We start from the raw sequence: 14,721 nt of genomic DNA on the forward strand, positions 1-14,721 counted from the left end.
CATCCCTTATGCGCTAGAATGCGCATAGTCTTTTTGATGGTGCCAGTATCGGTATGTAAGTTACGCAGTCGGACTGTTGCTTGGTGAAGCTGTATCCGCCGATGGCCGAGGATTGACACGCTTGTGGCAGCGGTCCTCAAAGAACCCGCAATGTCTTCCCGATCCGACCCAAGGCCATTGCGCGGTATATCGGCGCCGGGAATTGGATCTCCCTACTGCCATTTGTCCCATCGAGCTAGCCGTATCCTGGATAGCCCGCTTTCGATGCAACCGAGCGGATTCCGTCCGTAGGTTACCGTTAATTACCTTCCGCCCCGAGCGGCAATAGGCAAACCTCACGAAGGACGACTTTGTCGAAGGCATGGTTGAAGCGTCCTGCCACGAGTTTCGTCTCGTCGACAGAACGCGGAGCATGTTTTTCTCGCCAAGGAACCGAAAACCCGGCTCATTTTGGAAAAGCGGTACAATCAAAGGAGGACGTCAGATGAGTGACAAGCAGGCGAATCCAGACCGACAACCGAACCGGCGCGACATTTTGCTGACCGGAGGATCTGTGCTCGCCATTTCAGCTGTCGCATCCGGAATAGCCACGAGCGCGAAAGCTCAAGCAGCCGGTGCAAAACCCAACATCCTCGTCATTTTCGGCGATGACGTCGGTTATTGGAACCTCAGCGCCTACAACCGGGGCATGATGGGCTATCGCACGCCGAACATCGATCGGATCGCCAAAGAGGGCGCGATCTTCACCGACCACTACGCCCAGCAGTCCTGCACAGCCGGGCGCGCCGCATTCATTACCGGCCAATCCTGCTTCCGCACCGGCCTGCTGAAGGTAGGCCTGCCAGGTGCCAAGGAAGGGCTGTCGGAGAAGGACCCGACACTTGCGGAACTGCTCAAGCCGCAGGGCTATGTTACCGGGCAATTCGGCAAGAACCATCTCGGCGACCGCAACGAGCATCTGCCCACCGTTCACGGCTTCGATGAGTTTTTCGGCAATCTCTATCACCTCAATGCCGAGGACGAGCCTGAGCATCCCGACTACCCGAAGAACCCCGAGTTCAAGGCCAAGTTCGGTCCACGCGGCGTGATGAAATGCAAGGCCAGTGCAACCGACGATCCTACCGAGGATCCGCGGTTCGGGCGGGTGGGTAAACAGGAGATCGAGGACACCGGTCCGCTGACGAAGAAGCGCATGGAAACTGTAGACGAAGAGTTCCTCGGCAGCGCGCTCAACTTCATCGACCGCTCGAACGCCGACGGGAAGCCGTTCTTCTGCTGGTTCAATTCGACCCGGACCCACATCTACACGTTTCTCAAGGAGGCCTCGAAGGGCAAGACCGGCTTGGGCATCTATGCGGACGCCATGGTGGAGATGGACGGCATGGTCGGCCAGCTTCTGGGCAAGCTCGATGACCTCGGCATCGCCGACAACACCATCGTCCTTTGGACGACCGACAACGGCGCGGAGGTTTTCTCGTGGCCGGACGGCGGCACCACGCCCTTCAAAGGCGAGAAGAACACAAACTGGGAAGGTGGCTACCGCGTGCCGTGCATGATGCGCTGGCCCGGCGTCATCAAGCCCGGAACCGAAATCAATCACATAACGTCACATGAAGACTTCGTGCCGACGCTCGTCGCCGCCGCAGGCGAACCGGACGTGACGGCCAAGCTGTTGAAGGGATACGAAGCCGCTGGCAAGAGCTTCAAGGTGCATCTGGATGGCTACAACCAACGCGATGTGCTGGCTGGCGAAGGCGAAGGCAAGCGCCACGAATACTTCTACTGGACCGATGACGGCAATCTCGCCGGCTTGCGTTACGAACGCTGGAAGATGGTCTTCCTCGAGCAGCGCGAGGAGGGGCTTGCCGTGTGGGAGAATCCGCTGATTCCGCTGCGGTTCCCGAAGCTCTTCGACATCAAGGGTGACCCGTTCGAACGGGCGCAGACGGACGCCGGGGAATACGCCAGATGGCGTGTCGAGCACGCCTTCGCGCTCGTGCCGGCGCAGGCTTATGTCGCCAAACACCTGCAGACCTATGTCGAGTTCCCGCCGCGGCAGAGGCCCGGCAGCTTCGCGCTCGACCAGGTCCTGGCGAAACTGCAGGAGGGTGGCAGGAACTGAGTCTTCGCTGTGAACAGGCCGCGCTCGCACTATCGGCAGGCGCGGCCTCCAAGCCAACTCGGAAGCAGATCAATGGCAGTCGCGAACAACAATCCCTCGACCGAGACCATTGCTCAGCGGGCAAAGAACGAGCTGCGCGAGTACGCGCTCCTGTCCTTGTATCTATTCGTCTGCTTTGGTGCGCTCATTCTCTACAAGGCAGCGATCCTTGGCGAGGAGGGCATCAGCTATCTGCCATCAGGCCTGGCGGCCATCAAGGCACTGATCCTGGCAAAGTTCATAATGCTCGGGCAGATGATCCGATTGGGCGACCGGCGTCGAAGCAGGATGGTCTACGTCATAGCCTACAAGGCCCTGCTATACCTGATCCTGCTTCTCGTCCTCTCGGTCATTGAGGAAGTCATCGTCGGGCTGGTTCACGGGCGAACGAGCGCTGCCTCCCTCGCTGAATTCGGAGGAGACAAGCTGCCGCAGACGCTCGCCACAAGCTTGATCATGCTGCTGATACTGATCCCCTATTTGGCGTCCAGGGAAGTCAACGTTGCGCTTGGGGAAGGCAGGCTTTGGACGCTGCTGTTCGACGAACCTCAGTCAGCCGGTTTGGCAGCTGCCGCGAGAGAGTCAGGCCCAACGAACCCGAGCGATCACCTTTCCCGGTAACGCTGTTTGATGATGGCGCTCCCGATGGGCGCTGACCTACAGGAGACATCAACCCATGACCAATCTTGCTTGCGCCGCGAAGCGCTACCTGGTGTCCATCCTCCTGTTATTGGGGGTCGCAGGCTCTGCCACTGCGCAGGGCGCCGATCAGCTGCCTTCCTGGAATGATGTCCAGGCCAAGCAAGCCATCGTCGCCTTCATCGAACGTGTAACTGCGGAAGGCGCGGCAGACTTCGTGCCCAAAGCAGAGCGTGTCGCCGTCTTCGACAATGACGGCACGCTGTGGGGCGAGCAACCGCTGTACTTCCAGCTCCTGTTCGCAATCGATCGGGTCAAGGCAATGGCGCCGCAGCATCCGGAGTGGAAGGACAAGGAACCATTCGCCTCATTGCTGAAAGGGGACATCAAGACTGCGCTTTCCGGTGGCGAGCCAGCGATCATGGACATCGTCATGACCACGCACTCAGGTATGACAACGGTGGAATTCGACCAGATCGTTCGCGAATGGATTACCACCGCCAAACACCCGAAGACTGGCCGGCTCTACACCGAGATGGTCTACCAGCCGATGCTGGAGCTGTTCGCCTATCTTCGCGCCAACGGTTTCAAGACTTTCATCGTCTCCGGCGGCGGCATCGATTTCATGCGTCCATGGACGGAGAAGGTCTATGGCATACCGCCCGAGCAGGTCGTCGGCAGCAGTGGCAAGACCAAGTTCGAGATGCGCGACGGAACGCCGGTGCTGATGCGGTTGCCGGAAATCAACTTCATTGATGACAAGGCGGGCAAGCCTGTCGGCATCCACCAGCACATCGGTCGCCGGCCAATCGCGGCGTTTGGCAATTCGGACGGCGACCTGCAGATGCTGCAATGGACATGCTCGGGACCTGGCCCGCACTTTTGCCTTTACGTGCACCACACCGACGCGGAGCGCGAATGGGCCTACGACCGCCAGTCGCACATCGGCCGTCTGGACAAGGGTCTCGACGCTGCAGCCGATTCTGGTTGGACGGTTGTCGATATGAAGAAGGATTGGAACCGGGTGTTCGCCTTCGAGAAGTAAGGAGTCGGAGCAAGACGATGCGTCAAGTTGTGGAACGCCAGGCTCAATCTACACAGGTCGAAGAGCCATTCCTGAACATGGTCTGGATTCCTGGCGGTACATTCCTCATGGGATCGGACAAGCACTATCCCGAAGAAGCCCCGGCGCATAGCGTGACAGTGGGCGGCTTCTGGATGGACGTCTGCACCGTCACCAACCGCGAGTTCGCTCGCTTCGTCGACGCAACTGGTTACGTCACCTCGGCCGAACGTCCTGTAAATCCCGACGATTATCCCGGAGCGAAGCCGGACATGCTGGCGCCATCGTCCGTGGTGTTCAGCAGGGCCAAACAGGGTGTCGATCTTCGCGATCACTACAATTGGTGGGTCTACGTGCGCGGCGCCAATTGGCGCCATCCGCGCGGGCCGGCGAGTTCGATCAAGCGGCTGGCCGACCATCCGGTCGTGCATGTGAACTTTGAGGATGCCGAAGCCTACGCATCGTGGGCGGGCAAGCAATTGCCCACCGAGGCCGAGTGGGAATTCGCGGCGCGTGGCGGGCTCGACGCGGCCGAATTTGTCTGGGGCGGTGAAATGGCGCCCGCTGGCCGACACATGGCCAATACCTGGCAAGGCGAGTTCCCATGGCAGAATCTCTGCGAGGACGGCTACGAGGGGACGTCACCCGTCGGCTCCTTTGCCGCCAACGGCTACGGCCTCTACGACATGGCTGGCAATGTCTGGCAGTGGACCACGGACTGGTACCAGGAACACGGCAAGATCGACAGCCCGTGCTGCACGGTTGACAACCCCCGCGGTGCCAAACGGGACGACAGCCTCGATCCACGGCAGCCGCAGATCAGGATACCGCGCAAGGTGATGAAAGGCGGCTCGCATCTTTGCGCGCCCAACTATTGCCGGCGCTACCGCCCGGCCGCCCGAATGGCGCAGCCGATCGACACGTCGACGTGCCATCTGGGGTTCCGCTGCATTGCACGCAGAACGTGACAAATACTGCTAAAAAGACCCGGCACGAGACCGATCTCGGCCCGGCCACCCGAGGCGATCGTAAAACATATCGACCGCTTCAATCCCGGTGACACCTGGGAAGTGGTGGCCGATTGAGGAAAACCGCGTTCCATCTGCCAACGCTAATATCAATGTATCGAGAAACGGTTTATTTTCGAGTCGATCAGTAAAACGCTGTGCTGTGGCAGAAGAGGTCTCCAATGCGATCTGACCTGAAGCGCCTTGTTCTTTATTTTGCTTGCCGCGCCATGCTCACATTCCCTGTTCGCGCTGCAGATGTCATTTCTGCCGCAGCGGGTTAGCGGGTTAATTGATGTCTTCTATGGAGGCGGCTGGATCGTTTCGACCCGCGCGCTGGGGCTTGGCGGCGAAGCTGTTTACAATCCTCGTCCTGCTCGGCGCTATCGCGGTGCTGGTGACCGGGGTGCTCGGTTACTTCCGCGCACAGAATGCTCTCGAAAAGGCAGTCTTCGACCAGCTCACGGCCGCCCGCCAGACCAAGACGCGCCAGGTTGAAACCTACTTCCGTACGATACAGGCCGATCTGCGCCTGCTCGCCACCTCCAAGATGGTGGTCGATGCGACGCGCGAGTTCCGGATTGCAGTCGACCAACTTGACCGGGCGGGCGTGCCGCCCGAACTGCAGAAGAAGGTCGGCGATTGGTACGCCGCGAACTTCATCCCCCAGATGACGCGTATCCTGGGCAGGGAACCAGCCCTGTCGGACTACCTGCCGGTCGGTGGCGCCCCCTACCATCTGCAGTATCACTACATTGTGGAAAATCCGAACCCGGCGGAACGGCGCAAGCTTCTGGACGACGCCGGCGACAGGAGCGACTACAGCAGGCTGCACGCCGTTTATCATCCATTGATGCGCGCCGCGGCTATGACCGTCGGCTTTTTCGATTTCATGATCGCCGATTCCAAATCCGGTCGCCTGATCTACACCGTCCAGAAGGAGGTCGACTTCACCACGTCCCTCCAGTTCGGTCCGTACCGCCGCTCCAACGCCGCCGCCGTCGTCGCCCGCTGCGCGGAGAGCGCCGACCGATCGGCCGTCTGTCTCGAGGATTTCGCTCCTTATGCGCCCTCTGGCGGCGCGCCGATTGCCTTCATGGGAGCACCGGTGATCGACCAAGGGATCGTCATCGGCGTGCTGATCGCGCAATTGTCGAACGAGGAGATCGACGACGTTGTCACCGGCGGTCGCCGCTGGCGGCAGGAGGGGTTCGGCGAAACGGGTGAGGCCTATCTCGTGGGGCCCGATTATCTGGTTCGCTCCGGCCCGCGGGCGTTCTACGAGAACCGGGAGACCTACTTCGCCGAACTAAAGTCCGTTGGCGCCGACGACGAGGAGCTCGACGCAATTCAGCGTTACGGGACGCCAGTGCTGCATCAGCGCATTGACACCAAGGCCACTCAGGCGGCACTGGCCGGTGTCGAGGGCACCGGCGAGATCATCGGATACCGTGGCGTCCCGACGCTCGCTTCGTGGGGGCCGCTGGCGATTCCCGGCGTCACCTGGGCCCTCGTCGCCAAGATCGACAGCGCCGAGGCCTTCGCGCCGATCGCCCGGCTCCGCCAGGATCTGCTGCTTGTAGGGGGACTGGCCCTGCTGGTGGTGGCCGCCACCGCCGCGTGGCTGTCGCGCGCGCTGCTCGGACCGATGCGCGAGCTCACTGCCGGAGTAAAACGCTTCGCTGCCGGCGACTATCGCGCCAGCGTGCCAGTGCGCACGCGCGACGAAATCGGCCAGCTGTGCGCAGCTTTCAACGGCATGGTCGAGGATCTGCGCGAAAAAAATGTCGTCATCGAGAACAAGAACCGCGAGAATGAGGAGCTGCTACTGAACGTCCTGCCGGCGCCGATCGCCAATCGGCTGCGCGGAGGCGAAGAGAGGATCGCCGACGGCTTCGCGGAGGTCACGGTGGCCTTCGCCGATCTTGTCGGGTTCACCGCTCTCACATCGGAGATGCCGCCGCAGGAGGTCGTGACGTTTCTCAACGGGCTGTTCACGCGCTTCGATGCCGCGGCCAACGATCTCGGCATCGAGAAGATCAAGACTGTGGGCGATGCCTATATGGCGGTGTGCGGTCTGCCCGTGCCGGTCGCCAACCACGCCGAGCGCATGGTGCGCATGGCCATCCGCATGGTCCACATTACCCGCGAGCACGCCATGGAGCACAACGTCCCGATGAAGCTTAGGGTTGGCGTCAACAGCGGGCCGGTGGTGGCCGGCGTCATCGGCAAGAGCAAGTACATCTACGACCTGTGGGGTGACACGGTGAATCTCGCGAGCCGCATGGAATCAGGTAGCATTCCCGACGCGGTTCAGGTGACGCGGGCCGTCTACGAGCGGCTTAAGGACCAGTTCGTTTTCGAGCCGCGCGGCGCTATAGAAGTCAAGGGCAAAGGGAAAGTAGAGGCCTGGCTCTTGAGGTTGTAGAGTCGCCTCGATCGAAGTGGAGGACATGGTCACCGGCCGCCGCTTCACTTGGCACGGCAAAATTCAGCACATCCATCTCGATCCGTTTACAAGCCTTATGCAGTGTGGCGACTTATCCCGCCGGGAGCACACGGGCGGTCTCGACCAGACGCTTGAGGCGGCTTCGAACCAGCCTTCTCGACGCTCCGCGTATTCTGCGGGACATCTCTTATCGGCGCGATATGTCGAGCATTGGATCCAGAGTAGGCACCGGCGAGATGCAGTTTTCCGCTCACCGCCAATTGTGCGGTCGCCCGCATTTGGCTGCTCGCGTTCGACGTAAATTACATAGAGTCGCTGGTGCAGCAGGGTCTATTGGCGCATCGTTTCAGCCTGCGGACAGGCGTCCTCGTTGGTGCCGGCCTTTCGGCGCAAAGGCTGCCCGGACAGAGACCGACAGGGAGGATCGAGCATGACGGGCAATGACTTGTTGAAGATCGGCGCTGCGGCGCTGGCGCTGCTGCTTGCCGGGTTTGGTTCGGCGCATCCTGTCCTTGCACAAGAACAGGTCGCGGCGGCTGACGCATCCGCCGATGCGGCGGCCTCGCCGGAGCCGTTGAGCGCCGACGAGATGGAGGTTCTGGTCGCGCGCATCGCGCTCTACCCGGACGAGCTGATCGCGGTGATCACTGCGGCTGCGCTTTATCCGCTGCAGATCGTCGAGGCGGCGCGCTTCCTCGACCGCTACGAGAAGGACAAGAGCCTGAAACCCAAGGACAGCTGGGACGGCTCAGTGGTGTCGCTGCTCAACTATCCGGACATCGTCAAGATGATGAGCGACGACCTCGAATGGACGCAGACGCTCGGCGATGCCATCGCCTACCAGCAGAAGGACGTGCTGGTTGCCATCCAGCAGCTGCGCGACGAGGCGGTTGCCAAGGGCGTCATCAAGACCGACGACAAGATCCAGGTGGTCAAGGAGAACGACAATTTCGTCATCAAGTCGGCGAGCCCCGAGGTGATCTACGTCCCGCAATATCCGCCGCAGATGTTTTATGAGCCGGATTACGTCTGGGAACCGATCCGCTATTATCCTGATCCTTACCCCTATTATTGGTATCCGGGAGCGACCTTTTTCGCCGGGGCGGTGACGGGCGCCATCTGGGCCGCCGCCGTCGACTGGGACGACTGGGGCGTGTGGGGCGGCCGCTGGAACGGCAACGACATCGACATCGACTGCAACAACTGCTTCAACAACCGCGACTTCAACGGCAATATCAACATCAACGACGTCGACTGGAAGAATGTCGATCGCAGCAAAATCAAGATCGACCGCGATCAGTTGAACAAGTTCGACCAGAACAACATCAAGAACAGGATCGAGAAGAATGGCGACAACGCCATCCGCGACCGCGCCCGCGACATCAAGAAGAACGACAGCCTCGCCACCAGGGCGCCGGGCAAGACGGCGGGAACGAGAGACGTGCGCAAGAGCACGCTCGACGGGCTGAAGGCCAAGCCCGCCAACGTGACCCGCCCCGCCAAGCCCGCCAACATCCAGAAACCTGCGGCCAGGCCTACCGCCAACCGCCCGGCGGCGAAGCCGGCCAAGGTGAACCGTCCGGCTGGCAAGCCAAAACCTGCGGCAAGGGTCGACAACCGGCCGAAGAAACCGTCGGGGCTTGGCAACGTCGATCGCGGCAAGGCGACCAAGGCCAGCTCCAACCGTGGCCACAAGTCGATGGGCGGCGGCCAGCGCGGCGGTGGCGGCCACAAGCAGATCAAGCGCGGCGGCGGCGGACGCGGGCGTTAACGGAACGGGAGGACAGGATTATGACACAGATGTTCAGCACCACCCGTCACACGGGAGTTTTGCATACGATCCTTCTCCGCTCTGTCTGCGCGGTGGCGCTTGCAGTGGGCATCGCCGTCTCGCAGCCAGCCACTGCACAGGATGCGCCGGATGCGCCGGAGATCACCGCCTTTGCGGCCGCCGCCGAGCCGCCTGTCTTCGATACGCCCGAGGCAGCGGTCGAAGCATTCAAGCAGGCGCTCAACGACGCCGGCAACGGTGCGGTTGCGGCCCTACTCGGCCTCGATGCGGAAAAGCTGAAGGCCGACGAGAACGCGGACGAGACGCTGGCGGCGATCAAGGAGGGTGTGGCCAAGCAGCTTGTCCTCGATGGCGAGGGCGACCGCCGCACGCCGCAGATCGGCGACAAGCTGTGGCCGCTGCCTTTTCCGATCGTCAAGGGCGAGGACGGCAAGTGGGCTTTCGACACCTATGCCGGGCTCGAAGAGATCGTAAACCGGTATGTCGGCGAGAACGAGCTCACCGCGATCGAGACGATGCGCGCCTATGTCGATGCGCAGGAGGACTATGCGGCTCAGGACCGCGACGAGGACGGCGTGGAGGAGTACGCGCAGAAGCTTATCAGTACTGAAGGCATGACCGACGGGCTCTACTGGCCGACCGACGACATCAACGGTGAGAGTCCGGCCGGCGGCAATATCGATCAGGCCGAACTTCAGGACGCGGCCAAGGGCGAAGGCTATTTCGGCTACAAATACAACATCCTGACCGGCCAGGGCGATCATATCGCTGGCGGCGCCTACGACTACGTGATCAACGGCAACATGATCGCCGGTTTCGGCCTCATCGCCTGGCCGGCCAAATATGGCGAGACAGGCGCAAAAACCTTCGCCGTCAACCAGCACGGCGTCGTCTACGAGGCCGATCTCGGGCCAACCACCGAGCAGATCGTCAAATACATCGACCGCTTCAATCCGGACGATACGTGGCAGGTCGTGGGCGATTGAGAGAAATGGATCAAAAGCCGGGTTATTTCGAGTCGATCGGCACCAGGTCCTGCTGGTTTCTGACGCTTATCGTCAGCGTGATCACTTTGGTACCGGCCGGACCACAGTGCTTCAGGGCATAGTACACTTGGTCATCTTCGCAGTGTTCTTGTTTTTCGCTGCCGTGCCGTGAGGCCTCACCCCCTTCAACGCCCGGGATGGTCGTGAACGGCATACGTCCAGGCGCTTGGCCTTCGCCAGCCGCGCCCCTTCACCGCCGTCGCAAAAATTCCAGCTTCAGCCGGTTGATCTGCTCCGCGGTCCATCCCCGAACGTCAGTCACTTCGATCCAGGCATCGATGTAATGCTCCGGCGCATATACATGGCCGTACCCCATCGGGGCCGTTGTGGCCATCGCCATGTCGACGGTGAGCTGGAGAAGCGTCACGACCGGATACCATTTGAGCTCGGGAGACACGTCGGAACCGCGCGGTCCCGCCAACCATTCCGGCTGTCGGTACAGGGACCGGTAGTCGAAGAACGTCACCGGGTCGCTCGCATATTGAAGATAGACGATCCGCATCGGTCCCCAATGTGCGTCCGGGATCGCCAGGCCGTTCTCCTGGCTCGTGAACCGCACATACGACCCGTCCCTGAAGCGTGGCAGCCAGGCTGGCGATCCTCGCTCGCGGTCGCCGGTGACGGAACGCCAGATCCTGCTCGGAAATGGCGGGCCGCTCCAAAGTGCCCCCTGATACGGGTCGCCGATCACTTCGAACAACTCGGCGGATTGCTCGGAGCTCAAGGCGCCAAGGCTCAGCCCATGCAAATAGAGCCTGGGGCGCCTTTCCTTGGGAAGCGTGGTCCAATACGCGTAGACTTCCGCAAACAGGGCGCGAGCTCCCTCGGCGCCATAGCCGGGCTCGACCAGGAGAGACAGCCAGCTTGTGAGATACGAATACTGCATGGCGACGCTCGCGACGTCGCCGCCGTGGAGATATTCGACGGTGTCCATTGCAGCAGGGTCTATCCAACCGGTGCCTGTCGGCATCACCACGATCAGCACCGAGCGATCGAATCCGCCGACGCGCTTGAGCTCCTCGAGGGCGAGCTTTGCGCGCTCCTCGGCTGTCTCCGCAGACCGCAATCCGACATAGACGCGGATCGGCTCACGCGCATCCATCCCCAGGAACGAGCCTAAATCCTTGCTCGTCGGCCCGGTCGCGATGAACTCCCGTCCCGCCCTTCCTAGTTCGTCCCACTCGATCAGCGAGGTATCGCTTCCGGTCTTGCTGGGGTCGGCAGGCTGTTGGGTCTCGGGCTCGATCAGTTCATCGAATGCCTGGAAGGACGAATCCGCGGCATGGAGCGCAACCCTGAAGAAAACGCCGTTGACCACTGTCCAGAATAACGCAGCCGCAGCGGCAATGCCGATCACGTATGACACGCGTTTCGGCACCATCCGGCCAAGCATTCGCGAGATGAACAGGAACGTGACCTGAAACAATCGCGCCAAGAGGATCAAGAGCACGAAGGTCAGCAACGCGATCAGACCGACCTTCAGGGGGTGCGCAGTGTCTACCGGCTCGAGCCTCATGAGCTGCCGGATCGAATTTTGCCATTCCGAAGCCTGCCAGAGAAACGCGACGGCAACCAGGATGCAGGTGGCCGCAGCGACGAGTTTGATGGCCCGCAAGATGCGGCCGGTGGGCTTGGGCAACTCCAGATAGTCGGCCAGCCAGCGCCCGAACACGCCAAGCCCATATCCGGCCGCGAAAGAACATCCGGATAGAATGCCTTGCGTCACAAACGTGCGTGGAAGCAGGGTAGGGGTGAGCGAGGCCGCAAAGAAAAGTGTTCCGATCAGCAGGCCAGCGGCTGAGAAGGAACGCCAGAACCTGAAGATCCAGAATAGCCCCATTGGAGCGGCCACGTGCGATCGCTGGAGTGCTTCGAGGCAGCTTGCCGTGCAAGATGCGTCGGCGCAACCCGCAACTGCGCGGAACCACGGCGACGCCACGAACTCGATACCAATCTGGAGCAGTCTTCTTTCCAAACTTTAGGGGTGCGGTCGCTCGCCGTTCACCGCGCGTGTCAAAGGAGACTGAGCAGCGCGGCACGATGGCCGAGCTTCATCGTTTGTGGAGGTTAGAAATGGAGTTTGGAACAGAAACGCCACAACTCACAAAGCGCAAGGACAAAGGCTTACTGTATATCTGGCGATTCCGCGATGTGCGATGCTTGCCAGCGATGTGCGCGGAGGTGCGCTTGGATTACGCTACGGCCCCTTCCGGCCATCCTCTGTTAGGAGTGTTGCGCAGAACGACAATTGGATGGAAACAGGTGGACAAACGGCCATGGCGGCATCACCTGACGACGCTGCTGCTGCTGCGCGCGGGCTATGCCTACGTGCCCTACAAGCTCGCTGGAGAGCGTGATCGAGCAGAACAAGGAAGTTATTACCTGTCGCTTCGGCGGACGCAGGGGACGATCCGGATGGATGCGCCGGACTGGAACCCATGGCTGGAGTTCTTCTGCGGGCCTTGCAGAGCCAAAAACAGCACCTCGAGAAGAAGATGGAGCGCGAGCAGGTCATGCTCGCTGCGCTGCCGGAGTCATCGGTCCCGATCCTCGAACTGGCGAGTGAGCATGGCCGGGCTAGGGTGGCCGAGACCGCGAGAGTCAGCGGCGCGAGCCGCAACACGATCAAGGACCATCTGAAGGCGCTGGTCGAGCAGGGCCATCTGACTAGGCATTGCTCAGGTGCCGGACACCAGAACGCCAGGCTCGAAGCAGCAAGTATGCAAATTGGTGGAAATTGCCGGAACCGGCTTAGCTTCGAGAATCGCCAACGCCTCATCGGATGTCCGTGCCTGTCGGAGTCGCGCCCGAACCTGAGATGCCCGAAGCAGCCGGCATATTTGGGAAAGGGCAGGGAGGAAGGCGGATGTGGCAGTGGCCGGCCAAAGTATAGTGTAAATGAGGTCGACGGGATCGTCGTCCGGGCCGTCGAAATCGATAGGCTGAGCCAAACGTGTCAAAGACGCGGCAGGCGAAGAGATCATACAGAGCAGAGCGTGGGGGATCGCGACGCCACGACCGATGCCCGTCGAGCCGAGACACTCACGGTCGAAAAGACCACGGATAACCATCTGCTCGTCAAGCCCATTTCTCCGAGCAATCCTGATCGCAATTCTTGACAAGGCTGATTGCTTTCCCTTCGTCACAAGATCTTTTGACAGGATGGGGGAGATCATCAGGGTCAACCTCCGTGTCGATCCAGACGCGATCGCAAATGAGCGTTCAGCCGCACTGGTCAAGCAGGACAGAGTTCTCAGTGGACTGAAGGAGTGGAGATGAGGCTGGCTGTCCCGGACGCGAACTCTCTCGCGTCCGGGCTAATGGCCCGTTTTGAGGCGTTTAGGCTCCCGCCGGAAATTGAGGCTGAAAATATTCATAGCAATTCAGAGGTAGTGGAAGATATTTGAAAATCAAGCAAAACAGGTACGGGCCTGACTAACAGAAATAATGCTTTTAAATGCCAGTTATTTTCGTTTGACGAACAGAACAGTCTCCTGCTTGCTAGCTGGGCGCGAACATGCCGTGTCAGAAAGTGAAAATCGAATTTTTAGACGGACTTCCAGATCTTCAACCGTCGCAATTTTTATTTCAACCAGGAGATGCCGTGATGAAAAAACTCGTCCTCGCAGTTGCCTTGACAGTGGGCAGTTCGCTTTGCGCCATGGCGGCGAATGAGGTCACCAAAGCTCCGCCAGCCGCTCCTTACGAACAGGTCAGCAAGCTTGTGAAACTGCCCGACTTCCTGCCGGGCATGGGCCAACTTTTCGTCGATCCGACGACATTGCCTGCCGGACCATTCCTTGCCTATGACCACGATGGCGAGCTTGTCAGCACGATTTACATGCTGCCGATCAAAGACCTCAATCCGGACAAGCGTTTTGACGACCTCGCTTCACCCGGCGGCAATGTCGACCATGTGGACGTCTACTACAATGCCGGCCATCCGGGGGTAGAAGAGCCGCATGTCCATGTCGTGCTGTGGCATGCTTCGGCGGCTGACGAGGCACAGGTCGCCAAATGACACTGACGCGTCGTGAGATACTGGGCGCTGGCGGCGGGCTCGCCGCCGCCCTTTCCCTCTCTTCTCTGGCCGTGTTGGGTGGCGAGATGATCGAAGTCAAGATGCAAGGGCGCGACGACGGTTCACACGTCTGGTTCGACCCGATAGGCATTCTGATCAAACCAGGACAGACGATCCGCTGGACCAATCTCAATCCCGGCAATTCGCACACGACGACGGCATACAATCCCACAAACTTCGAGCGGCCGCTCCGCATGCCCAAAGCGGCAAAATCTTGGGATTCTGACTATCTACTGCCCGACGAAAGCTTTTCGGTTACTTTCACCGAGCAGGGGGTCTATGATTATTACTGCATTCCGCATGAGCATGCTGGAATGGTCGGTCGTATCGTCGTCGGCGAGCCCGAGGCGCATGACTGGACGAAGCTAACCGGAGCGAAGGGAGACCTACCGGAAGAGGCCGTCAAGGCCTTTCCGATGGTCGAAGACATCATGACGAAAGGGATCGTGCGGCGCGCCTAGGCATGCGTGCAGGATGCGTGAC

The 14,721-nt window shown here is 60.5% G+C and carries 11 protein-coding genes; 9 read left to right on the forward strand and 2 right to left on the reverse strand.

The genetic code is table 11. The features are described from left to right. Nucleotides 1-484 precede the first annotated feature (484 nt). The 7 genes from AC0L2K_RS17875 (at nt 485) to AC0L2K_RS17905 (ending at nt 10,097) form a co-directional block, all read left to right on the forward strand. Nucleotides 485-2,122, forward strand: a complete 1,638-nt coding sequence (locus AC0L2K_RS17875; RefSeq protein WP_473524330.1) for an arylsulfatase — start codon at nt 485-487, stop codon at nt 2,120-2,122. Nucleotides 2,123-2,194: 72 nt separating this feature from the next. Beyond that, nucleotides 2,195-2,782, forward strand: a complete 588-nt coding sequence (locus tag AC0L2K_RS17880) for a hypothetical protein (RefSeq protein WP_287241510.1) — start codon at nt 2,195-2,197, stop codon at nt 2,780-2,782. A 55-nt stretch (nt 2,783-2,837) separates the two neighbouring features. Next, nucleotides 2,838-3,845 carry an HAD family hydrolase gene (locus AC0L2K_RS17885; RefSeq protein ID WP_473531961.1) on the forward strand — a complete coding sequence of 336 codons (1,008 nt, stop codon included), beginning with the start codon at nt 2,838-2,840 and terminating at the stop codon, nt 3,843-3,845. A 17-nt stretch (nt 3,846-3,862) separates the two neighbouring features. After that, nucleotides 3,863-4,831, forward strand: a complete 969-nt coding sequence (locus AC0L2K_RS17890; protein WP_287241514.1) for a formylglycine-generating enzyme family protein — start codon at nt 3,863-3,865, stop codon at nt 4,829-4,831. A gap of 382 nt (nt 4,832-5,213) precedes the next feature. Next, on the forward strand, nt 5,214-7,298 hold the full coding sequence (locus AC0L2K_RS17895; protein WP_473531962.1) for an adenylate/guanylate cyclase domain-containing protein: 2,085 nt from the start codon (nt 5,214-5,216) through the stop codon (nt 7,296-7,298). Nucleotides 7,299-7,749: 451 nt separating this feature from the next. Next, the gene (locus AC0L2K_RS17900) at nt 7,750-9,090 is read left to right on the forward strand and encodes a DUF3300 domain-containing protein (protein ID WP_473531963.1); all 1,341 of its coding nucleotides are present in this window, start codon (nt 7,750-7,752) and stop codon (nt 9,088-9,090) included. A 20-nt stretch (nt 9,091-9,110) separates the two neighbouring features. Next, entirely contained in the window at nt 9,111-10,097 is a 987-nt protein-coding gene (locus AC0L2K_RS17905) for a DUF2950 domain-containing protein (protein WP_473531964.1), read from the forward strand. Nucleotides 10,098-10,347: 250 nt separating this feature from the next. Here the strand turns inward: AC0L2K_RS17905 and AC0L2K_RS17910 are convergent, their stop codons facing one another. Both AC0L2K_RS17910 and AC0L2K_RS17915 read right to left on the reverse strand, forming a co-directional pair. After that, on the reverse strand, nt 10,348-11,997 hold the full coding sequence (locus AC0L2K_RS17910; protein ID WP_473531965.1) for an alpha/beta hydrolase: 1,650 nt from the start codon (nt 11,995-11,997) through the stop codon (nt 10,348-10,350). An 838-nt stretch (nt 11,998-12,835) separates the two neighbouring features. Next, entirely contained in the window at nt 12,836-13,333 is a 498-nt protein-coding gene (locus AC0L2K_RS17915; protein ID WP_473531966.1) for a PTS sugar transporter subunit IIA, read from the reverse strand. A gap of 431 nt (nt 13,334-13,764) precedes the next feature. On the opposite strand from AC0L2K_RS17915, the gene AC0L2K_RS17920 reads away from it, so the two are divergent. Continuing rightward, nucleotides 13,765-14,178, forward strand: coding sequence for a DUF5602 domain-containing protein (locus AC0L2K_RS17920; protein ID WP_128170655.1), 414 nt, complete (start codon nt 13,765-13,767; stop codon nt 14,176-14,178). Then, a complete protein-coding gene (locus AC0L2K_RS17925) occupies nt 14,175-14,699 on the forward strand; it encodes a plastocyanin/azurin family copper-binding protein (RefSeq protein ID WP_287067154.1) in 525 nt (174 codons plus the stop codon). Before AC0L2K_RS17920 ends, AC0L2K_RS17925 begins: the two co-directional genes overlap by 4 nt. The last annotated feature ends 22 nt before the right edge of the window (nt 14,700-14,721 follow it).

Source organism: Mesorhizobium sp. WSM4817 (genome assembly GCF_055811135.1).